Below are 22,997 nucleotides of genomic sequence, written 5' to 3'. Positions count from 1 at the left end.
TATTAAGTATCGATAAGGATTTAACATGGATCTGAATAAGTTGTTCAAAGCTATGATGGTTGCAGTTCCGCTAATGGCACTGGGTGCTTGTAGCTCAACTTCAGACTCTGACACAGATGCTAGCGGTTCTACTTCTGGTTCATCTAGCGAGTATGGTAATGGTGGTATTGAAACTGGTGGTGCTGGTGCAGTATTAAGCCCAGCAGAACAGCAACGTTTGAAAGAGCAAGAATTACGTCGTCAAAACATTATTTACTTCGATTTCGATCGCAGTGAAGTACAAACTGACAATGCTGACATTCTTATGGCACATGGCAATTACTTAGTTGAACACCCAAATGTTCGCGTACTAATTGAAGGCCATGCTGACGAACGTGGTACACCAGAATACAACATCGCACTAGGCGAACGCCGCGCTAAAGCGATTGCTAAATACTTACAAGGCATGGGTGTACAACCTAGCCAAATGAGTATCGTAAGCTACGGTGAAGAAAAGCCTTTAGACTTTTCTCGCACTGACACCGGTTTTGCTCAAAACCGTCGCGGTGTGTTAGTTTACTAAGCGTTAATGAAAAAAGGTCAACCACCTTGGTTGACCCGTTAGGAGATTTACATGAAACATGCCGTATTAGTTGCGGCAATGTTCTTTGGTGCAGGGGCAGCAGTAGCTGCTCCCGCTCCTGTAGAGGATGTTGCTAATGGTTCAAGCGATGATCGTTTAGCACGTGTAGAACGCATCATAAAAGCAAAGCAACAGGGTGAATTTGACATGCAACGCCGACTAGACGCTTTGCAAAGAGAAGTGTTGGATTTACGTGGCATTACTGAGCAACAGAATTACCAGATCAATCAAATGTTGCAACGTCAACGCCAGCTTTACGAAGACATAGCAAACTTATCGAGCAAACCCGCAGCAGTAGTAAACGCACCCGCTGCAACAGATGCAGTTAGCGTTGCCGCATCAAGCTCGACATTAGGCGAAACAGGTAGCTATGAAGCTGCGGTTAACCTAGTGCTTAAAGATCGTAAGTATGATGATGCTATTCCTGCCTTTAGAAGTTTTATAAAACAATATCCGCAATCAAGCTATGCTGCTAATGCCAATTACTGGTTAGGTCAGCTATTGTTTAATAAAGGTGAGCATGCAGATGCTAAAGGTGCCTTTAGTGCGGTTGTGAGTCAATTTGCTGATTCAAACAAACGTGGCGATAGTTTAGTTAAGTTAGGTATGATTGCTGAAAAAGAGAGTGACCTTGCCGGAGCAAAAGCACTCTATAATAAAGTATTAAAAGAATACCCTAACAGCGCTTCAGCACGCCTTGCACAGCAGCAGTTATCAGCACTTAATGGCTAATAAAGTCAAAAAGCAGCCTCTTAGTCTGTTTTTCATGCAAACAACCACAAATTAGAAATTTGCGCTTGCATGACAAAATGAAAACGGTATTATAGGCGCCCTCAGAACGGCATAGCCTTTTGAGGGATGTTTTAGAGTTATTTAGAACATTCTGGGTCGTTAGCTCAGTCGGTCTTGAAACATAGACAGTTGGCTTTTGTTCCAGTTAACCATCACCGGTTAGCAAAACAATATGGGTCGTTAGCTCAGTCGGTCTTGAAACATAGACAGTTGGCTTTTGTTCCAGTTAACCATAACAGGTTAGCAAAACAATATGGGTCGTTAGCTCAGTCAGTCTTGAAACATAGACAGTTGGCTTTTGTTCCAGTTAACCATAACAGGTTAGCAAAACAATATGGGTCGTTAGCTCAGTCGGTAGAGCAGTTGGCTTTTAACCAATTGGTCGAAGGTTCGAATCCTTCACGACCCACCACTTTATTTGATAGTGGCTAAATAATTCAGTTACCAGATGGGTCGTTAGCTCAGTCGGTCTTGAAACATAGACAGTTGGCTTTTGTTCCAGTTAACCAATACGGTTAGCAAAACATCGTTGGGTCGTTAGCTCAGTCGGTAGAGCAGTTGGCTTTTAACCAATTGGTCGAAGGTTCGAATCCTTCACGACCCACCACTTTTTAAATAGTGGTTAAAGAATTTAGATAATCATCAAGTTTAAAGTAATACCAGATGGGTCGTTAGCTCAGTCGGTAGAGCAGTTGGCTTTTAACCAATTGGTCGAAGGTTCGAATCCTTCACGACCCACCACTTTTTAAATAGTGGTTAAAGAATTTAGATAATCATCAAGTTTAAAGTAATACCAGATGGGTCGTTAGCTCAGTCGGTAGAGCAGTTGGCTTTTAACCAATTGGTCGAAGGTTCGAATCCTTCACGACCCACCACTTTATTTAAATAGTGGTTAAATAATTTACAGCAATACCAGATGGGTCGTTAGCTCAGTCACTCTTTCTCTAAGCGAAGAGCTGCAGTTAGCTTTTAACCAATTTCTCGAAGGTTTTAATCTTCACGTAATACCACTTTATTTGATAGTGGCTAAATAATTCAGAAGTAACATCAAGTTTAAGTAAAACATCGTTGGGTCGTTAGCTCAGTCGGTAGAGCAGTTGGCTTTTAACCAATTGGTCGAAGGTTCGAATCCTTCACGACCCACCACTTTATTTGATAGTGGCTAAATAATTCAGAAGTATCATCAAGTTTAAGTAAAACATCGTTGGGTCGTTAGCTCAGTCACTCTTTCTCTAAGCGAAGAGCTGCAGTTAGCTTTTAACCAATTTCTCGAAGGTTTTAATCTTCACGTAATACCACTTTATTTGATAGTGGCTAAATAATTCAGAAGTAACATCAAGTTTAAGTAAAACATCGTTGGGTCGTTAGCTCAGTCGGTAGAGCAGTTGGCTTTTAACCAATTGGTCGAAGGTTCGAATCCTTCACGACCCACCACTTCTTCAACTCTCCGTATTAAATTCTCGTTAACTACTTAAAGATCAGCAAAACCAAGATGGGTCGTTAGCTCAGTCACTCTCTATGCTAAATCAAAAGCTGCAGTTGGCTTTTAACCAATTGGTCGAAGGTTCGAATCCTTCACGACCCACCACTTTTCCTTCCCGATGTTGTAACTCCTAGTTGTAATCTCCAGTTAACCATATTGCTTAGCAAAACCAAGATGGGTCGTTAGCTCAGTCACTCTTTCTCTAAGCTAAGAGCTAAATCAAGAGCTGCAGTTGGCTTTTAACCAATTGGTCGAAGGTTCGAATCCTTCACGACCCACCACTTTTCCTTCCCAATGTTGTAACTCCTAGTTGTAATCTCCAGTTAACCATATCGCTTAGCAAAACCAAGATGGGTCGTTAGCTCATTCACTCTTGCTCTATTTGAAAGAATGAGATCAAGAGCTGCAGTTGGCTTTTAACCAATTGGTCGAAGGTTCGAATCCTTCACAACCCACCACTTCTTCAACTCTCCGTATTAAATTCCAGTTAACTACTTAAAGATCAGCAAAACCAAGATGGGTCGTTAGCTCAGTCACCCTCTCTATTTGGATCAAGAGCTGCAGTTGGCTTTTAACCAATTGGTCGAAGGTTCGAATCCTTCACAACCCACCACTTCTTAAACTCTCCGTATTAAATTCCAGTTAATTACTTAAAGATCAGCAAAACCAAGATGGGTCGTTAGCTCAGTCACTCTCTATGCTAAATCAAAAGCTGCAGTTGGCTTTTAACCCATTGGTCGAAGCTTCGAATCCTGCACAACCACCAATTTTCCTTGCTGATGTTGTAACCCCTAGTTGTAATGGTCAGTTAACCATATCGCTTAGCAAAACCAAGATGGCTCGTTAGTTCAGTCACTCTTTCTCTAAGCTAAGGGCTAAATCAAGTGCTGCAGTTGGCTTTCTTACCTATTGTTCGAAGGTTCGAATCCTTCACTAGCCACCACTTCTTTGCTTCTTCCAATAGTGCTTATCTAGTTGTTTAAACAAAATGCTTTGCGCTTATGCTATGCAATGCCTCTACAAGCAAATATAAACAGCTAGCAGCGTAGATTATTGAGTAGACTCACAAAGTGAGCTTAATTAGAAATAAGCCATTTCAGGCTCGCTAACCCAGTTTAAATCTATATGCAGAGTCCGCAACCTTTGTAATAGGTATTTAAAACACAAACCGTATCAATTAGCTCGGCACTTTAAAGCCTACAGATTAAGTCTTGAGGTGATCTGGGGTGTGCTAAACAACAAAGATTAGAATTTGAAAACGTGGGCGAATGTACTGCTGTATATCTTGATTAAATAATCTGAAATCGGAATAAGAGATGGAAGTAAAACGATTAATTGTTAAAATTCAGCCAATAAAAAAGCCCATGTTAATGGGCTTTTTTAAAACAGCTATTAGCTAGTGAAATCGGTTTCTAGTTACCAGAAACGCCGTTTCCGCCACCACCGCCACCACCGCCGTTATTTCCACCGGTATTACCGCGGCCTTGGCCTGGGTTTGGTCTATTAGCAGCAGCAATCGCAGTTGGGTTGCCTGAATTGCCAGCGTTGTTAGTACCCGCAGCAGTCGCTATCTGAGTTGCAGCAGCAACTACACTTGCAGAAACACCATTTGATGCAGCAATTGCAGCAATTAGGTCTGGCGATACGCCAGCTTGTTGAGCCGCAGCAAGAATTTTTGTTTGCGCAGCTTCATCAGCACCAGCAGCTTGAAGTGCGGCAGCTAAAATTGCTTCAGCTTCTTCAGCGGTTGAGTTTGCGAACATCTGTTCTGTGTAGTCGCCAACAGTGCCAGCTTCAACGGCCGCCTGTAAACCAGCGTTAAATTCTTCTAGGCTGGCAGCAGAAACACCGGCAGACAATAGAAGAGAAAGTACAACTGCAGCAGTTTGTAGCTTACGCATCATTGTGTTCCTTACAATTAGTTAAAAATCATTAAGTTTAAGTTCTGTTTCAATTGTATCAGCACTTACTCGTAAAAGTGTATTAAAATTACGAACAGAGTACAAGCCGTTTCCTTGCAGGCCATCAATGTTTAATTGCACGCATTGCTGGCTTATTGCTAAGGTTTCTATCTGTGGAGCTATCATTTTAATGCCAATACCGTGACAAATCTGGGTAATGGTTTGAATAAAAAACTGTGTATCTGCTTGTTCTATATCACGTATATAGCTGCCATCAATTTTAATGTAGTCGACGTTTAAATTTTTAATATATTGAAACGAGCTTAAGCTCGAGCCAAAACGCTCAATGGCGATTTCAATATTTAATGCTTTCGACTGACTAATAAATTGCTTGGTTGACTCCAGTGACAACATCGCACCAGACTCATTAAACTCACACAATAGCGGTGGCAGTTTCGACTGCAATTGTTTATACGTGTCAAACAGCCATTCAGTAAAGCGAGTATTATGCAGTGCATGGTTACTAATGTTGATCGCCACACGAGTATTTTTAACATGATGCAGCTTGTAAAAAATAAAACAAATAACCGTTTGCTCTAATTCTTGCAGTAACCCTAAACGTTCGGCCATAGCAAATACATCAATGGTCGACAGCGTTTCATTGTTGTGCTTAAACCGCACAAAACACTCCACATAAAGCAGCTGATTACTGGTATCCACTACCGGTTGCAACATTAAATCAAACAGCTTATCCAGTGGAATACACTTAATCGCAAAATCCTTCGGCTTAGTGTGAACAATCTCAGCGTTAAAATACTCAGTAAACTGCTTAAGTATGGCTACCCACTCTTCTCGTGAATGGGTTGCTGTAGGCGTTGATGTGGTTAATCCCGTTACAGGGGAATCTAAATAACTGTCATGGGTTAACTGGCTATCTAAACGCTGCGCCGCATCAGAAAAGGTTTCACTATACTCAACACTGGTTAATGCATGTTTTGCAAAGCCCTGGCTAAAGCGGTTGGTATTGGCTACCGAAAAAGCATCGCCAATTTTACCGTCTAAAATAGACACCAGGTCATGGGTGGTTTGCGACAAAATAGCAAACTCAGACCCCGACACCCTATAAAGGCTTACATCGTTATAAACCGATACTTGGTCAGCTAAAATAGTTGCCCCTTCAGTAATATATGCATCACCGTGGGCATAGCCTTCGGTATCGTTAATCAATTGCAGCGAGGTTAACGACACCATACCAAAATACAAACGGTTACCATTTTTTTCAGCCTCATGCTTTAACGAATCAAACGCCTTCATTAAAGCGCGTCTATTAGGTAAGCCAGTATGGCTATCGATATACACTTCTTTTGATAACTTTTCCGCATTCAGTGTTTGCTCTGAAAAAGAGCGCTGAATATTGGTTACCATTTTGTTAATGGCATTCACAACCGTATTTAACTCAGTAGTGAACGGCTTGATAGGGTTTAAATCAAAGCGTTTCTCAATGACCGCTTCAGCCTGTAACTCAATGCGTTTTAACGGCGCAAGTACCGACTTAATAATCAAATAGGCAAACAATAACGCAATAAAAAATTGTATTAGGGTGGTGGTTAACGCATTAACGCTATGGTCCCATAATGTTTTATAAGATGTACCCGCATGGGACTGTACTTCAAGCGTACCGGCAATGTTCCAGCCGTTGCTCACTTCACTTATCATTAACGGTGGCGTAAGCGGCAATATCGCCATAAACCAGTTAGGTACATTAAAGTTACCTTGCTTATTAAGTCGCTCAAATTTAACGTCACCGTTAATGTCCGTAAACGAAATACGTTGGTAATAACCAGAGTCAAAAATAGCGTTGGTCATGGTAGCCGCAATTACCATGCCTTCTTCATCCATATAAGGCGATATAGACAAGCCTAAACTAATCGCCGCGCCCTGAGCATGCGATGCTAATTGCTCATTTAAATAACTGCGCATATTAGACACATTATTAAACAGCGACGCACCAAAGCTAAATAAAGACAAACACGCAATTAATAAATACAACTGCGCCCGTAAAGAGATTCCCTTTCTAAACATAATATTTGACCCTGTTAAAGTTATTCACCGTTTTCTATACGCTGCATTAAAACTGACCAATCAGTAGTGCCTTTACTGTCGGGTTTAGCCGAACTTAACCCATGTGCCTTAGCTAACCATAAACCTTGTCCATTAAAGGAATATATGGGTTTTAAATCTGGACGACGATTTGCCGATAACACTTTACGATTAAGATTATCTAACACTAACGGCAACGATGACGGTGTTTCAAAGTAAATTAGCACCATATGGGGTTCATTAAAGGTTAACGACCGCACATACATCAACCGCAGCTTACTCTCATCCATGCCCATACCAAGCAAGGTCATATACTTAAAAATGGCATAATCTTCACAGTCGCCAGCGCCAGTCCCTAAGGACTCAATTGGCGTTGCCCAATAATCTAAGGTATTCCAATGTTTCAAGTCAGACTTAAAATCAATATGCCTATTGGCAAATTCATTGGCCAGTAACAACCTATCGTAATCATCCAGGTCGCTACCTTCATTTATGGTTTTACGCCAGTCATAAAAGTCGCTAAGTTTTTTATCGCCGTAGCCTTGTTTTATGCCAGCAAAAAAATCATCGGTAAATAAACTGTCGCTTAAGGTGGCAAAACACACAGCGGAAAACACCACAGGTATGGCTAACCAATGGCGGTATTTATTCATATTAACAAGCACACTCTTAATACGCGTCATTCCTGCTGTTTATCATTGAATCAATAGGGCGATAATCAACGCTAAATTAACCAATAATCTATCTATTGAGATCAAAGTGACACAAACTTGATGCACATCATAATCTAGTTAAGTTACAAACAAAAATAAAAGAACACGGCACAGGCAAACAAAGTCTTTTATTTGAATGCGTTGCGCTTAACCTCGTCATTCAAAAGTGTTAGCCATTATGCAAGTGAAAAAATCTGTTTACACTAGCTTAAGCCGTTTACATTTAGTCGCCCATTTCTGAAGCATTAGCCCAGTCACCTCAAAGCAGCCAAAAACAAAACATTGGTCAACATAGTATTGTCATAATAGTCAAATAAGCTATGTCCAATTAGCGAACATAATGGTTACCGCCGTTAGCAGCCTACGCAACGCCTAAGCGAAAAATCACCACAGGCTAAAGTGATAGTGGAGGTGGGGGTGGATAGTGGAGGTGATAGTGACAGGGAGGTTACAGTGCAAGACGTTGTTACTGACATAACTAAATGACAAAACCAGCAAGCGCGGCTAGTTTCTGATTTTAAATAGAAAAAAATAAGATGAAAAATTAGAGAAATAAAAAACCGTCAAAAAATAACCCAATGCGTCAAAAAACTGTCATTCACTTAGCATTTACTCTATAATCGCCGCTAATTAGAGTGCTGATGTAGAAATTAGTAGTAGAAAAGGAAATTTTAAAACAAGGCATGACGCCACAGATAGCTATTTTTTGGGTCAAAATCATACGATTTAGCTCCTCTAGCGTGTCTATGTTCATCATCCCGTTATTATTTCCCACAGAATTTTCCAAACCATCACTTTAGGTGTATTACCTGACTATTGATGTAAGGGACATGTCTACAGCTTAAAACGTTACTGAGCACCTTACTTAGCACTGTACTTAGCGTTCAAAGTTGGCCTTCTCAACCTTTACGGTAGAGTGAGTAGCTATAGTCGCTAAGCCAATAATTTAAAAGTGTCACAGCAATCTAGAAGCTGCAATCTAGTGGCGGTAGCGTACTTTTTCGCTGGCGTTCATTTATTAAGCTTTTATCCCTAAGTGCTTTATTGGCATCTGCGTTATTAAGGTCATAAGTAAAGCCCTTGGTGAATACTGGAATTTATTAAACACTAGTGCTAGCTGAAAACCTGTACAGATTTATTATATAGACTTTTTCTAATGGACTAACTTAAAGCTAGGATAGGATATGATTAAAGTATTATCAGTATTTGGCACCAGACCTGAAGCCATTAAAATGGCGCCTTTGGTTAAAGCGCTTGAAAGCGCCGTAGGCATAAAGGCTAAAGTCTGTGTAACAGCACAACATCGTGAAATGCTGGATCAGGTGTTAAATTTATTCAACATCATCCCAGATTATGACTTAAACATAATGAAGCCAGGTCAAACGCTTTATGATGTCACAACCAATATATTATTGGGATTAAAACCTGTTCTTGAAGAATTTAAGCCAGACATAGTACTTGTGCATGGTGATACCGCAACAACACTATCAACCAGTTTAGCGGCTTATTATCAGCAAATACCCGTAGGCCATGTTGAGGCCGGTTTAAGAACCGGCAATATCTATTCGCCCTGGCCAGAAGAGGGCAATCGCAAATTAACCGGCGCAATAGCCACCTTGCATTTTGCACCCACTCAAGCGTCCTTAGACAACTTGCTTAATGAAGGTATTAATCCAAATCAAATTACCATAACGGGTAATACTGTTATTGACGCACTGTTGATTATTAAAAATAAGCTCGACACAGACGCTAGCCTAAATGAGGCCCTGTCGGCGCAATATCCTGTTATTGATAAAACCAAAAAAATGATTTTGGTTACGGGCCATCGCCGTGAAAGCTTTGGTGGTGGCTTTGAACGCATCTGTGAAGCATTAGTCAACATAGCTGCAAATCACCCAGAATGCCAAATAATCTATCCTGTGCATTTAAACCCTAATGTGCGTGAGCCGGTCAATCGTATTCTGCAAAATGTTAATAATGTGCACTTAATTGAGCCATTAGATTACCTGCCTTTTGTGTATTTTATGAATCAAGCACACATATTATTAACCGACTCAGGCGGCATACAAGAAGAGGCCCCATCACTTGGTAAGCCAGTTTTAGTGATGCGTGACACCACTGAACGACCAGAAGCCGTTACAGCAGGTACAGTTAAATTAGTCGGTACAGACAAACAGGTAATTATCGATGCAGTCGAAAGCTTGCTAACCAATGAAGCGCAATACAGTGCTATGAGTAAAGCACATAACCCGTATGGCGACGGTAAAGCTTGCCAGCATATTATTGACAAAATTAAGCAACACTTTACTCAACAATAACCCTATTAACTTGGTTGATTGTTATCAAGCTTGCATACTAATTAACTCATTTTATATAAACAAATTTGCGCTAAAGGAAACACCATGTTATTCAAAAAAGTATCAGTTATCGGTCTTGGCTATATTGGCCTACCTACCGCCGCAGTTTTAGCCTCAAGAGGGCTAGAAGTCATTGGTGTTGATATAAATCAACAAGCGGTTGATACCATCAACGAAGGCCGTATTCATATTGTTGAACCCGATTTAGATATCGTTGTCCGTGGTGTGGTAACGACCGGTAATTTACGCGCAACCACTAAGCCAGAACCTGCTGAAGCCTTTATGATTGCTGTGCCAACACCGTTTAAAGAAGGCAATGCACCAGACCTTAAATACATTGAAGCCGCAGCCAAAGCCATAGCGCCAGTGTTAGAAAAAGGCAATTTAGTTATTCTAGAATCTACATCACCAGTAGGCGCAACAGAAAAACTATCAGCCTGGTTGAAAGAAGCCCGCCCAGACTTAACATTCCCACAAGACTTAGGGGACACAGCCGACATTAAAGTGGCGCATTGTCCTGAGCGTGTATTACCTGGTTATGTATTACAAGAGCTGGTAGCCAATGACCGCGTAATTGGCGGCATGAGCAAAGCCTGTAGTGAAAGAGCAGTCGAGCTTTACCACACGTTTGTTCGCGGTGAATGCATTATCACCAATGCCCGTACCGCTGAAATGGCCAAATTAACTGAAAACTCATTCCGTGACGTTAACATTGCCTTTGCTAATGAATTGTCGGTTATTTGCGACAAGCTAAAAATCAACGTGTGGGAGCTAATCAAACTGGCTAACCGCCATCCACGTGTCAACATCTTAAGCCCAGGCCCTGGTGTTGGCGGTCACTGCATCGCGGTAGACCCATGGTTTATTGTCGACAGTTGCCCAGACGAGGCTAACATTATTCGCCAGGCCCGCTTAACTAACGACGCTAAACCGTTCTATGTTATCGATCAAATTATTCAAGCAGCAGACCAATTTAAAAAGCCGGTTATTGCTTGCTTAGGCCTAGCCTTTAAAGCCGACATTGACGATTTACGTGAAAGCCCTGCGTTGCAAATCGTTGAACATTTAGCGGGTTTAGGTATTGCTGAGTTATTAGCGGTAGAGCCAAATATTAAAAGCTTACCGAATAAGCTGGTTGAGAAAAAGGTTGAATTGGTCACGCTAGAAACAGCGCTAGAAAAAGCCAATGTCATTGTTGTCTTGGTTGATCATAAACAGTTTAAAGCGACGGATAAAAGCCAGTTTGCTAAGAAAGTGATTATTGATACGCGTGGGATAATTTGAAAATTAAATAGTTAGTATTTTATTATATATTCAGTTCAATTTTACCTAGAGCATATATCGCTATGTCTATGAGTAGAAAATAATAGCAGGATAGTCTACAAGTATTTCTTGCTATCGGTAATAACATAATGATAGGAATTAGTGTTGAGACAAGAACTCATAACTTCTAGCGATTAAATATCCGTATGAATATTCATGTTTAAAATAAAAGTTAAAGTCTGGTTATTAAAGATGCTGTTTAGATTAGTTAGAAAAAAGTTATATTGCCGAATTTTTACTTATTCCGGTTCTATAATTGCTGGTGCAGTTGTAACTAAAAATTTCTCTTAGGGCTATAATTACCTATTTTCAGCAAAATTACAAAAGTAGATGGGATATAAATTGTACAAATTAATAGATCACAGTTCATTTGCCTTAGCAAATGTACTTTTAGGTTCAATGATATCAAAGTTTGGAACAGAAATATTATTAGAGCAATTTGTAATAAGTATTTCTTTTGCTCTTTTTTTGTATGGATTTATTAAATTTGTTTATATAAATAGGCTTGCATGCGGTGAGCTTGTTTTTAACAATTCAACCCATGTCGGCTTGTTATTCTATATATTTTTTAGCGGCTGCGTTGGTGTTGTAGCTTTTTTTTTGGACTTATGGATGCGTGAAGTATACGTCCTTATTTCATTTTTTATACTTATGTACTTGTTAATCGACTATTTTAGGTTGTATTTTTTACATCATAAAAAAGTTATGGCATCAGCTTTTTTAAGTTGTTCTTATCTTCTTTTTATAGTCTCACTCTACTTGATATCCTATATAACTAAGGATTTAAGTTGGTTAGTGATTTTTTTAGTTTATCTAGTATGTACATCGTCATTAATATCTTTACCATTGGCTTTGTACATTAATGGACGTGCGATATTTGGTAATTTTAATAGTTTTGGGTTTTCATTCATATATTGGTTTTCAAACTCAGCAATTTCAAACGTACCTTTAGTTTTGTTGACTTTTTTGTCACCCAAAGTTGGAGTCGCATTTTTTGCTTTGAGGACATTGTATAACGCTATATCAACTTTTCTTAGACCGCGTGAAGTTGATTTTAGAATGTCGCTAAAAGAAAAGAGTCGTACATTAGAGAAAATAAAAAGGTTTTTAGGTAGTATAATATTTCTTTACTCTATATTTACATGTGTAATGTTATTTTTCTATGTAGATTTTTTTGACTTTATATATTCAAATACATTTGATATTACATATTTTCAGGTCTTGTTTTTTTCTTTTTATACAATTGCAATATGGATGGTTGTTGTCGTAGAGGGAGTGTATATTCAATTAAACGATATTAGGTCACTAGCAAAAGCAAGGCTCCTTGATTTGATTTTACTTTTTATGACACTGCTTTTATCACAGTATTTTGAGTTAGAATTGACTGCAATTTTAGCTCTGTTAACTATTACTTCGTTCCCTACGTTTTATTTATTATACAAATATTTCATTTCATGTAAAAAGGGGGGGGAATTGTCTATTAAGTTGAGTAGTTGGCATACGAATTTAATTATTCTATGTTTTTTTATAACTGATGCCGTTTTTAGAGTTCGAGGTTATCATGATAAAAGTATCGATTTTCAAGTTGTAGTTAAAGTACTTGTTTATATTTCAATTTTTTTAACTAGCTTATATATGTTAAGATTTAATAAGTCCAATTATTATTTTAAGCATAATATTGCGATTTTCGCTTTAATATGTTTTTTCACTATTTCAAGTTTTTGGTCTATAAATGTACCTTATGCATTGGTTTCATCATTTTCGCTAGTTGCTTATTTTTGTTTTATTACCTCTTATGTTTCATTGTATGGAGTTAATAATTTATTAAGTTGCCTATTAAGATCTTTGTTTTACTTCTTGTTGGCATCTTTTGTTTTTTATTTTTTTGTTCCTAGTGTTGGTAAAATATCTTACTGGGAATTTGACGTTTTCGTTGAAGGTGGACGAATGTCTGGTATAGCAGGTAGTGCCAATAATTTAGGTCGAATCTCTTGTTTGTCATTTATTATTGCTTTTTATTTTTATTTAAGAGGTAATAAACAAAAGATAGTTTATCTAGTTATTTTCCTATCTTTATTATCACTTTTGTTAAGTGTAAATCGTTCTAGTATGTTGATGGTTTTGGCCTCATTTGCAATATTGACTTACAATAAAAAGTATAGACAAGTTTATTCTCTGTTTTTATTGGTTTTTATTGCTTCTGGGTTTGTAGTTTTTCTGAATTTTAACGAAGCTATCCAGCTAGTTTCAAGATCTGGAAATATAGATGAAATACTTACATTTACGGGGAGAACGTATATATGGAATGTAGTTGTCGAGTTAATTAAAGATAATTATTTTTTGGGCTATGGTTATAGTTCAAGTATGTTTTTACTTCCGCGTTATAGTATGGAAATAGGATTTTCTCCATCTCATGCCCACAACATGATATTACAAATTCTATTATACGGTGGCGTCATCGGTATATTAATTTTTATCTTATCGTTATTTCTTTTTTTTAAACTAAACGTTTCAAAACTACAATTCTGCCTAATTATATTCGTTATATATAATGGGTTGTTAGAGTCTGGCGCATTCAATGGCTTGGTTAATATTACAACAGTAGCACTTTTTGTTGCTTTTAATTTATTTGAAAGAGAGAACTAGCATTGAAAATCCTTAATATAACAGCAGACTTTCCTGATAGAATTTCGATGAATAAAACTAAAGCCGTTAAATTACTATTGGAATCTAGTTGTCATGAACATTATATAATCTCACTTAATCGATGTTCAAAATTCAAAGATGAGTTATTTTTGGAATCTGAGAATGGACTTGTTATTCGATATCAAAGTTTACCTTATGGAATTTTAATTAGATATTCACTTTATAGGCTAGCAGTTAAGATTAGTCGTTATCTTGTTAAGCACAAGGTGCATTTTGATTTGATAGTTGCTCACAAGTTTACTGTAGAGGGGATTGTTGCTTATCACATATCCAATATGCTGAATAGTAAATATGTTATAAGTTTATGGGGTTCTACAGACCGAAAGTTTTTAAGTTTAAAACCTGAACTTAGATCATTATATCGAAAAATATATTCAGAGTCTGAGTGCTGTTTCCCTGCGAGCCCTTGGATACACTCTTATGTTGAAGGTAAGTTAGGTTCAACTCATGGTAATGCAATACATTTGCCAATAATAACTAATAATACCGAACTATGTATTTCAAGCACTAAAGTAAATGTAAATTTTGTAACAGTATTTAATTTAGATCTCTTTAAATTGAAAGGGTTTCCTTGCTTAGTACAAAGTCTTTCATGTTTTAATGAGGTTGATTGGAAGTTAGATATCATCGGAGCGGGTAGTGTCCAGTCGATATCTCGGATAAATAAAATAATTTCTAAATATAATCTAACTGATCGTATTCGGTTAATTGGGACCGTTGATAACTCGAAAATAACTAATGTACTTAGTAAGTACCATTCATTTCTGATGCCAACTACATCTGAAACATATGGAATGGTTTATTTAGAAGCATTGTTTTCTGGAATTCCAATTTTATTTTCTAAAGAACAAGGTGTTGATGGTTATTTTTTAGACGATTCAGTCGGCGTAAGAGTTGCAGCCAATAATAGAGTTGAAGTTGTTGATGGTATAAAAAGGTTGATAGTGAATCGTGATTCTTTCGTTCTTAATATCAAGCAATACCATAAAGATGGTTTTTTCAATAAATTTACAAAAAATAATATAGTCAAAGTTTTTGATGAGAGTTTGGAGCTTATAAATGCTTAATCGAATTGTACTTTTTCACGTCAGAGTTTTTCTAATAAATATATATATAAAATATTTAAAATTAAAGGGTGTTGATATCGCAGACGGCGCAAGAGTTTCATTGAAAGCTAGAATAGATTTTACTAACCCGAAAGGAATTCATATTAGTTCTGGTGCTTACATAGCTTTTGATGCGATTGTTTTAAGTCATTGTTTCGTTAGGGCTCAGCATGTAGATACATATATTGGAAAAAATTCATTCATTGGAGCAGGTTCAATAATTATGCCTGGTGTAATTGTTGGTGAATCTTCTATTGTTGGTGCAGGTTCCGTTGTTACAAAAAATGTCCCCGATAATGTAATTGTGGCAGGTAATCCAGCAAAAATAATAAAAACCGGAATTAAAACCGATGTTTTTGGATTGCTCTTGAATGATTAATTTTTTTCTTCTATTTAATTTGGTGGGTTATGAAACGAATTGACTTTTTAAAGTCTCCAATGGATATAGCGACTATGGCTGAAACAGTCTATTTTATTGAAAATAAATTAGACGAGGGTCAGTTCTTACAACATGTTGTTGTTAATGTTGCCAAAATTGTCAATATGCAAAAAGACTCTGTTTTAGCCGCTTCAGTTAATGCTTGTGATGTTATTAACATTGATGGCATGGGCGTAGTGTTTGGTGCACGTTTCCTAGGGCATGATGTACCGGAGCGAGTAGCCGGAGTCGATCTCTTTCATGAGTTATTGAAGATGAGTGCTAACCGCGATTTTCCTGTTTTTCTGCTAGGAGCAACTAACGAGGTTGTTACCAAAACGACTGAAAAAGTTCAAACGCTTTATCCAAACTTAACCATTGCTGGTTTTAATGATGGCTACTTCTGGGACAATGAAGAAGCTTTAGTTAAAAAAATTCGTGAATCTGGTGCTAGGTTATTATTTGTAGCCATTACTTCGCCTAAAAAAGAAAATTTTATAAACAAGTGGCAAGACAAGTTAGGTGTTGATTTTGTTATGGGCGTTGGTGGCACATTTGATGTAGTTGCTGGCAAGGTTAAACGAGCTCCCAATTGGATGCAAAATGCAGGACTAGAATGGTTTTATCGGGTTTTGCAAGAGCCTGGCCGTATGTGGAAAAGATACCTAGTAACAAACTCTCAGTTTGCATACTTGTTATTAAAAGAAAAGTTTTTAACTAAATAAGATGATTAATCATGGATGCACAGAAAACGTTAAATATTGTTAATGACAGTTATACATTTTTATATCGATTAATTGACATATTAATTATTATTATTAGTTTTAACGCTTCACTTTTTTTATATGGGGTGGGATTTTCTAAAGATTATTTACTGGTTTTAATATTCACATTGCTTGTGTATTCGTATTTGTCAGAATCTTTTCAGTTATATCGTTCCTGGCGGGTAGGTAAGTTTTCAAGGATGATAGGCTCATTATTTTTAGTAAAACTATTCAGTTTTTTTATTGTAGCATCGAGTTTATTTCTACTGAAAGAATCAGAATCTTTTTCTCGCATTGTCATTGTCGGTTGGTTTAGTTTATCTATCTTAATGTTGATGGCTTGGCGGTTTATTGCTAAGTGGATTAAATCAATGCGTAGGAGATCTGGATTAGGGTTTCAGAATGTGGCTATTGTTGGGTTAACCCATACTGGTATACATCTTTATCGTGAGATATCTAAGCACTACGAATTAGGTTTTAAGTTTATAGGTTTTTTTGATGATAGAGAGCCAAAACGCTTAGGTGGCATGCAAACCAGCTTGATCGAAGGTGATGTTAATGAAGCAGTTGCCTTAGCTAAGAGTGGTAATATACAGAAATTATATATTTGTTTACCCATGTTAGCAGAGAAACGGATTGCAGATATTATTGAGCAGCTGGGTAACACCACTGTTGATGTATTAATAACACCTGATTTTTTGCTTAAGAATTTAATGCAAGCCCGTATAGGTAGTGTAGGAGAAGTTGATACCATCAGTGTGTTTGAATCACCTGTTAATGGTATGAAACGTTTTTACAAACGGTCATTTGACATACTGTTTAGCTTTACTGCTTTACTGGCTTTATCTCCGGTGTTGATGGTTATCGCTATGGCCATTAAACTTAATTCACCCGGTGCCGTTATTTTTAAACAACACCGATATGGTCTTGATGGTCGTCAAATTAAAGTGTGGAAGTTTCGCTCTATGACGGTGACGGAAAACAGTGCTGTAGTCACTCAGGCAACTAAAGGTGATGCCCGTATTACCAGAGTAGGTGCATTTTTACGTAAAACTTCTTTAGATGAGTTACCTCAGTTTTTTAACGTCCTATGTGGTGATATGTCGGTAGTCGGCCCAAGGCCACATGCGGTGTCGCACAATGAAGAATATAGAAGTTTAATTACCTACTATATGTTACGTCACAAGGTCCTGCCGGGCATTACTGGCTGGGCACAGGTTAATGGCTGGCGAGGCGAAACTGAAACCCTTGATAAAATGGAAAAAAGAATTGAGTTTGATTTGGCTTATATCCGTAATTGGTCATTATGGTGGGATGTTAAAATCGTTGTCATGACGGTATTTAAAGGTTTTGTTGGCAAAAACGTCTATTGATTAGTGCGTCATAGTAACTTTGATACTGATGCTTACAGAGCATAAGCTAGATTCCCAATAAGAAACCTTGGGAATGACTTATAGAACGAACTGATGTCCTGCTCCTTACGTCATTCCGGTAATGATGTTGGGCCGGAATCTTATTCTTTTGGTTTTTAAGTCATAGTAACTTTGATGGGGATGCTTAGAGAGCATAAGCTAGATTCCCAATAAGAGACCTTGGGAATGACGTATAGAAGGAACTGCTGTCCCGGACCTTACGTCATTCCGGTAATTATGTTGGGCCGGAATCTTAATCTTTTGGTTTTTACGTCATAGTGACTTTGGGTGTGACGCTTACAGAGCATAAGCTAGATTCCCAATAAGAGACCTTGGGAATGACGTATAGAAAAATCTGTATTTTTGTGCTGAAGCTGTTTTATATCAAGCAACATTTTCAACCCTTAAATAAGCATAAAAGCCCTGTTGAGTGCTAAAAGAGCTGACTTTAGCCTTTTTAGGTATTACTGAGTGTAGATTCAATCAATCTGCCTCTGATAATGTATGAATTAATAGTTTAAAATGAAACCGATAGGCTGAACCTGATTCTAAATGCATTTAGCCTGTTACAGATGATTTTTATAAGGATATACAAAATGAACATCCCGTTTAAATATAGTGTTAGTTGTGTTGCCCTGCTCAGCTTGTTTGCTTTATCGCCAGCTATTGCTGCCGATGAACAGCCTGGCGTGATTCAAACGGCATCTGGTATTGATTTAATCCCGTATTTAAACGCCGGCTTTAAATATGATGACAACATTGCCAGCACTAAAACCTTTAAAACCGACAGCTGGATTTTAGGTATTACCCCTGGTTTGCAAGGCCAATTACTGGATGGCAATAATGAATATACTTTCCAAACCAATCTTGATTACGGTAACTTTTTAGACAGTTCTGACGATAACTTCCTAGATTTCAATCTAGGCGGTGCAGCAGATGTTGAACTAAACCAGTCAAACAAGTTTAACCTTAATGCAAACTATGATGCTGGCCATGAAGAGCGTGGTAGCGGAGTGTTTGAAGGTAACGGTGATTTACAAAATGAACCTGCTACTTTTGACAGTTACAATGTCGGTGGCTTTTACGAGTATGGCGCACAAACCACGCCTGCGCGCGTGCAAGTCAATGCCAATTACTATGATAAAGAATTCACTAACTTTGAAGCAGCAACGGTATTTCGTAATTATGCCGATTCCAAGTATGGCGCGGTTTTTTATTACGATAGCGGCGCATCGGTTAGCTGGGTATTTGATGCTAGCGTAGTGAACACGGATTACCAGGTTGCTGACTTAAGTGGCGACCGTGACAGCACCAGTACTTTTTACCGTGTGGGTGTGGACTGGGAAGCAACCGCTGCTACATCAGGTTCTATCCGTATTGGTAACCAGGAAAAAGACTTTGATAATGCCAGTCGTGATGATTTTAGTGGTTTATCGTGGGACGCCAGCGTGACATGGTCGCCATTAACTTACTCAGCACTGACATTCAATACCGGTAACAGCGCTAAAGACCCTAATGGTGCAGGTAACTATATTGAGTCAACCACCTATGGCGTTAGCTGGGACCACGGTTGGAATGACTTTGTATCAACTAACCTAAGCTATAACCAAACCGATGATGACTATAACGGCGTTGACCGTCAAGATGAGCTAAAAGTGTTCTCACTTTCAGCATCTTACGTGACCACTCGTTGGTTAACACTTGTAGCGGGTGTTGATGTGACCGATAGCTGGTCTAGCGATGAAAACTTTGGGTTTGATCGTAACGTTTATTATATTAATGCTCAGATGACATTATAGGTTTTAAGATGAAGTGGTTTTTTATTCCGTGTTTGTTTGCCTTGCTTGTACTACTAAGCCCGATAACGTCTGCTGAAGCAATTGATGACAGTTATCGCTTAGGTGCAGGTGACACCATTGTGATTAAAGTGTTTGGTGAAGATGACCTGACACTTGAAACGCAGATCACCAATAGTGGCAAGGTAAATTACCCTTTTTTAGGCACCATTTTGATTAAAGATTTGTCGATAAAGCAAGTTGAAGAATTGGTATATAAAGGTTTAAAAGGGGATTATTTGGTTGAGCCTAATGTGTTTGTGGGCATTGTGCTATATCGACCATTTTATATTCACGGTGAAGTTAAAAAACCCGGTGGCTACCCCTACCAGCCAGGCATGACAGTCAATCAGGCTGTTGCTCTTGCTGGGGGGCTTACCGAACGTGCCTCGCAGGAGAAAATTTTTATCTCGCGCGAAGGGACCAAGTCAGAATCAGTGAACGGTACTATTAATAGTCAAATTAGCGCTGGCGATACTATTACTATTGAACAGAGATTTTTTTAATGACCTCGCAAGCCCATTTGTTACTAAACGAGCCGAACTCTGCTGAGCAAACCAGCGAGCAAGTGATTGATTTGCGCAAGCTGATTAAGCCTGTGTTGCAGTCAAAGTGGCGTATTTTATTGTTCGCAACGTTGATTACCGCATTAACCACCTTTGTGGTGTTTAGCTTACAACCTATTTACAAGTCGACCGCCACCCTGCTGATTGAGTCAGAGCAGGCGCGGGCGATTAAAATTGAGCAGGTTTATGGTATGAATTCTGGCCAACAGGAATACTATTTAACTCAGTTTGAAATTATTAAGTCGCGCTCTATTGCTGAGCGAGTATTTAACCAATTAGATTTAATTAACCACCCTAGCTTTGAAGCTAAGCCTTCAGCCTTGTCACAGGTAAAGTCGCAGGTGATATCTTGGTTAGATTTTTTACCAATTGACCTCAGCGAGGCTGAAGTTGATGATGCGGGCAAAAAGCAAAAGCTAGTTGATGCTTTTATGGCAGACATTAGCGTGTCGCCTGTGCTTAAAACCCAGTTAGTGAATATTAGCTATAACAGCCCTGATGCAAAATTAGCCGCGGCTGTGGCCAATGCCATAGGCGATGCTTATATTGTTAGTCAGTTAGAGGCTAAGTCTGGCATGACCCAAAAAGCCAATGTATGGTTGGGTGGGCGTTTAGAAGACTTACGGGTAAAGTTAGATGCATCTGAGCTAAAGCTTGAACAATTTAAAAGTCAAAATGGCCTGGTTGACGTTGAAGGGGTAACCGCGTTAGACGCCAAAGAACTTGAGCGGCTAAGTGATGAAATTACCGTTGCCAGATCGACTAAAGCCCAGGCTGAAAGCTTTTTAGCGGTAGTCAGGCAATATGGTAAGTCAGATATTGGTCGCTTAGAAAGCTTGCCTGAAGTGACCTCGCACATGTCGGTGCAAAACGTTAAAAAAGACGTGATTTTAGTTGAGCGTAAAGTGTCTGAGCTGTCACAGGTTTACGGCCCTAAGCATCCTAAAATGATTGGTGCCAATGCCGAGTTAGCCACAGTGCAGCAAAACCTACGCACTCAAATTGGCCGATTAGTGCAGGGTATTGAAGATGAAGCACAATCAGCGACCCAAAAACTAAAAGCCCTAGAAGCGCAATTTAGTCAGTCTAAAGGCTCGTTCCAAAACTTAAGCTCAGTGGACACTGACTACCGTAGACTGGTACGTGAAGTTGCCACTAATAGCCAGCTATTTGAAAGCTTTTTGTCTCGCCAAAAAGAAACCGAGGTAACCGGTGATTTTGACTCACCCGTGGCACGCTTTACTGACTATGCTGTTATTGCGTTAAATCCGATAAAGCCGAAGAAAAAACTGATTGTTATTTTAGCTTTTGTCGCCAGTTTAGGTCTTGGTATCGTATTGGTATTAGTGTTTGATGCTATTAATGACACTATTAAGTCAACTGATGATGTTGAGAAATTATTAGCGCAACGGGCGTTGGGTTATATTCCTAAAGCAGTTAAAAAAGAAACCTTTGAACAAACTAACTTTGCCTTTTTTGACCCCGAAAAACGTCTGCATGCTGAAAGTGTGCGATCGATTCGTACCTCATTGTCTTTGTTGGCCATTGGTGAACCCTTATCGGTGATTGAGGTGACGTCTTCGTTTCCTAATGAAGGTAAAACCACAGTGTCGATGAATATCGCGTTTGCTTATTCGGCGATGGAAAAAGTGCTTATTATTGACGCCGACATGCGTAAACCGAATATGGGCATGCGTTTTGGTTTGCCAACGTTTCAACATGGTTTAGCCAATTACCTTACCGGTACTGATGCACTAAGCCATTGTATTGTTGAAAACATCAAACCCAATGTTGACTTAATGCCAGCTGGCGCAATACCGTTAAACCCGCTAGAGCTGTTAGCTTCGCCTAAGTTTGCTGAGTTGTTGGCCGAGTTAAAAGGTCAGTACAGCAAAATTATTATTGATACGCCTCCGGTACATGCCGTGAGTGATGCGCTAGTAATGTCGTCACATTGTGATGCCGTGGTGGCGGTGGTTAAAGCAGGCCATACTCGCACTGAAGCGATTAAACTGACCTTAGCTAAGTTAACTCAGGCCCGTGGTAAAGTGTTTGGGGTGGTATTAAACCAGTTTAATACTGACGAGGCGCGCCAGTATTATGGTCAATATGGTTACTATGAAGCCTATGGCCATGATGCTAACGCTAAAACCGATGGAAAGTCTGCATAGTGTTTGATTTACATTGCCATATTTTACCTGGCATAGATGACGGGGCTAAGTCGATTGACGAAGCCCTTGCATTACTTGAATTAGCCGAACAGCAAGGTATTACCCATATGGTGGCCACGCCACATATTCATTTGGGGGTGTTTGATAATAATATCAGCACCATTACTGCGGCATTTGAGTTATTGCAACAAGAGTACGCACTGCGCGGCGGCAAGGTAAATATTCGTGCCGCAGCTGAAGTGCGTATTTGCCCTGAAATTATGTTTTTTATTGAACGACAACAATTGCCTTTTATTGGCAAGTTTGCCGATAAAGATGTGCTATTACTTGAGTTACCCAGCAGCCATATTACCCCAGGTACCGATAAGTTAATCAGCTGGCTGTTGTCTAAAAATGTGTTACCTATGATTGCTCACCCTGAGCGCAACCGCGAGCTACAAGCCCACCCTGAACGGATTGAGTTATTCGCTAGGTTAGGCTGTTTATTTCAATTAACCGGGGCTTCATTACTGGGTGATATGAGCGACGCGGCTAAAAGCCTGGCTGAGAAATGGATTATAGAAAAGCGCTACACCATAGTGGCATCAGATTGTCATAGTGTGAACAGGCGTCCGCCAAAGCTTGCCCAGGCATGGCAAAGAGTGTGTGAGTTAACAGATAAACAGTACGCTGATGATGTTACCCGCAATACGCCTGCGTTAATTTCTGCTTGTTTATTTAATGATTAA

The 22,997-nt window shown here is 39.0% G+C and carries 16 protein-coding genes and 11 tRNA genes; 24 read left to right on the top strand and 3 right to left on the bottom strand.

Annotation, left to right across the window (positions count from 1 at the left end):
• Positions 1 to 25 precede the first annotated feature (25 nt).
• The 13 genes from pal to ACRWQN_RS13505 all read left to right on the top strand — a co-directional run bounded on the left by pal (position 26) and on the right by ACRWQN_RS13505 (position 3,840).
• Positions 26 to 562, top strand: a complete 537-nt coding sequence (gene pal, locus ACRWQN_RS13565; RefSeq protein WP_434926550.1) for a peptidoglycan-associated lipoprotein Pal — start codon at positions 26 to 28, stop codon at positions 560 to 562.
• Positions 563 to 613: 51 nt separating this feature from the next.
• On the top strand, positions 614 to 1,354 hold the full coding sequence (gene ybgF, locus ACRWQN_RS13560) for a tol-pal system protein YbgF (protein WP_434938310.1): 741 nt from the start codon (positions 614 to 616) through the stop codon (positions 1,352 to 1,354).
• Positions 1,355 to 1,750: 396 nt separating this feature from the next.
• A tRNA-Lys gene (locus tag ACRWQN_RS13555) sits at positions 1,751 to 1,826 on the top strand.
• Between the two features lie 119 nt (positions 1,827 to 1,945).
• Positions 1,946 to 2,021, top strand: a tRNA-Lys gene (locus ACRWQN_RS13550).
• Positions 2,022 to 2,079: 58 nt separating this feature from the next.
• Positions 2,080 to 2,155 (top strand) — tRNA-Lys (locus ACRWQN_RS13545).
• Between the two features lie 58 nt (positions 2,156 to 2,213).
• A tRNA-Lys gene (locus ACRWQN_RS13540) sits at positions 2,214 to 2,289 on the top strand.
• Positions 2,290 to 2,484: 195 nt separating this feature from the next.
• Positions 2,485 to 2,560, top strand: a tRNA-Lys gene (locus ACRWQN_RS13535).
• Between the two features lie 212 nt (positions 2,561 to 2,772).
• A tRNA-Lys gene (locus tag ACRWQN_RS13530) sits at positions 2,773 to 2,848 on the top strand.
• A 60-nt stretch (positions 2,849 to 2,908) separates the two neighbouring features.
• Positions 2,909 to 3,002 (top strand) — tRNA-Lys (locus ACRWQN_RS13525).
• Positions 3,003 to 3,073: 71 nt separating this feature from the next.
• A tRNA-Lys gene (locus ACRWQN_RS13520) sits at positions 3,074 to 3,178 on the top strand.
• 71 nt (positions 3,179 to 3,249) lie between these two features.
• Positions 3,250 to 3,355 (top strand) — tRNA-Lys (locus ACRWQN_RS13515).
• Between the two features lie 60 nt (positions 3,356 to 3,415).
• Positions 3,416 to 3,510: transfer RNA gene (locus ACRWQN_RS13510), tRNA-Lys, on the top strand.
• Positions 3,511 to 3,734: 224 nt separating this feature from the next.
• Positions 3,735 to 3,840: transfer RNA gene (locus ACRWQN_RS13505), tRNA-OTHER, on the top strand.
• Positions 3,841 to 4,309: 469 nt separating this feature from the next.
• On the opposite strand, the gene ACRWQN_RS13500 is transcribed toward ACRWQN_RS13505, so the two are convergent.
• From ACRWQN_RS13500 to ACRWQN_RS13490, 3 genes are read right to left on the bottom strand one after another with little or no spacing between them, the layout of a single operon-like run.
• The gene (locus ACRWQN_RS13500; protein WP_434938309.1) at positions 4,310 to 4,801 is read right to left on the bottom strand and encodes a hypothetical protein; all 492 of its coding nucleotides are present in this window, start codon (positions 4,799 to 4,801) and stop codon (positions 4,310 to 4,312) included.
• Between the two features lie 18 nt (positions 4,802 to 4,819).
• Complete coding sequence (locus ACRWQN_RS13495) at positions 4,820 to 6,880, bottom strand: bifunctional diguanylate cyclase/phosphodiesterase (protein ID WP_434938307.1); 2,061 nt, start codon at positions 6,878 to 6,880, stop codon at positions 4,820 to 4,822.
• Positions 6,881 to 6,900: 20 nt separating this feature from the next.
• Positions 6,901 to 7,581: a transglutaminase-like cysteine peptidase gene (locus tag ACRWQN_RS13490; RefSeq protein WP_434938305.1), complete on the bottom strand. Its 681-nt coding sequence runs from the start codon at positions 7,579 to 7,581 to the stop codon at positions 6,901 to 6,903.
• Between the two features lie 1,214 nt (positions 7,582 to 8,795).
• Between ACRWQN_RS13490 and wecB the strand changes: the two genes are divergently transcribed.
• From wecB to ACRWQN_RS13435, 11 genes are all read left to right on the top strand, one after another.
• Positions 8,796 to 9,929: a non-hydrolyzing UDP-N-acetylglucosamine 2-epimerase gene (wecB, locus tag ACRWQN_RS13485; protein WP_434938303.1), complete on the top strand. Its 1,134-nt coding sequence runs from the start codon at positions 8,796 to 8,798 to the stop codon at positions 9,927 to 9,929.
• 84 nt (positions 9,930 to 10,013) lie between these two features.
• Positions 10,014 to 11,252, top strand: a complete 1,239-nt coding sequence (gene wecC, locus ACRWQN_RS13480; RefSeq protein ID WP_434938301.1) for a UDP-N-acetyl-D-mannosamine dehydrogenase — start codon at positions 10,014 to 10,016, stop codon at positions 11,250 to 11,252.
• Between the two features lie 381 nt (positions 11,253 to 11,633).
• Positions 11,634 to 13,937: an O-antigen ligase family protein gene (locus tag ACRWQN_RS13475; RefSeq protein ID WP_434938299.1), complete on the top strand. Its 2,304-nt coding sequence runs from the start codon at positions 11,634 to 11,636 to the stop codon at positions 13,935 to 13,937.
• Between the two features lie 47 nt (positions 13,938 to 13,984).
• Positions 13,985 to 15,064 carry a glycosyltransferase gene (locus ACRWQN_RS13470; protein ID WP_434938295.1) on the top strand — a complete coding sequence of 360 codons (1,080 nt, stop codon included), beginning with the start codon at positions 13,985 to 13,987 and terminating at the stop codon, positions 15,062 to 15,064.
• Entirely contained in the window at positions 15,057 to 15,482 is a 426-nt protein-coding gene (locus ACRWQN_RS13465) for an acyltransferase (protein ID WP_434938294.1), read from the top strand. The genes ACRWQN_RS13470 and ACRWQN_RS13465 overlap by 8 nt, the downstream gene beginning before the upstream one ends.
• A 29-nt stretch (positions 15,483 to 15,511) precedes the next feature.
• Positions 15,512 to 16,246 carry a WecB/TagA/CpsF family glycosyltransferase gene (locus tag ACRWQN_RS13460; protein WP_434938292.1) on the top strand — a complete coding sequence of 245 codons (735 nt, stop codon included), beginning with the start codon at positions 15,512 to 15,514 and terminating at the stop codon, positions 16,244 to 16,246.
• A gap of 11 nt (positions 16,247 to 16,257) precedes the next feature.
• Positions 16,258 to 17,658, top strand: a complete 1,401-nt coding sequence (locus tag ACRWQN_RS13455; RefSeq protein WP_434938290.1) for an undecaprenyl-phosphate glucose phosphotransferase — start codon at positions 16,258 to 16,260, stop codon at positions 17,656 to 17,658.
• 635 nt (positions 17,659 to 18,293) lie between these two features.
• On the top strand, positions 18,294 to 19,496 hold the full coding sequence (locus ACRWQN_RS13450) for an outer membrane beta-barrel protein (protein ID WP_434938288.1): 1,203 nt from the start codon (positions 18,294 to 18,296) through the stop codon (positions 19,494 to 19,496).
• A gap of 8 nt (positions 19,497 to 19,504) precedes the next feature.
• Entirely contained in the window at positions 19,505 to 20,038 is a 534-nt protein-coding gene (locus ACRWQN_RS13445) for a polysaccharide biosynthesis/export family protein (protein ID WP_434938286.1), read from the top strand.
• A complete protein-coding gene (locus ACRWQN_RS13440) occupies positions 20,038 to 22,269 on the top strand; it encodes a GumC family protein (RefSeq protein ID WP_434938285.1) in 2,232 nt (743 codons plus the stop codon). Before ACRWQN_RS13445 ends, ACRWQN_RS13440 begins: the two co-directional genes overlap by 1 nt.
• Positions 22,269 to 22,997, top strand: a complete 729-nt coding sequence (locus tag ACRWQN_RS13435; RefSeq protein ID WP_434938283.1) for a tyrosine-protein phosphatase — start codon at positions 22,269 to 22,271, stop codon at positions 22,995 to 22,997. Before ACRWQN_RS13440 ends, ACRWQN_RS13435 begins: the two co-directional genes overlap by 1 nt.

It is taken from the genome of Shewanella sp. HL-SH8, from assembly GCF_051165765.1.
GTDB lineage: Bacteria > Pseudomonadota > Gammaproteobacteria > Enterobacterales > Shewanellaceae > Shewanella > Shewanella glacialimarina.
This window is presented reverse-complemented; position numbering and strand designations above follow the sequence as displayed.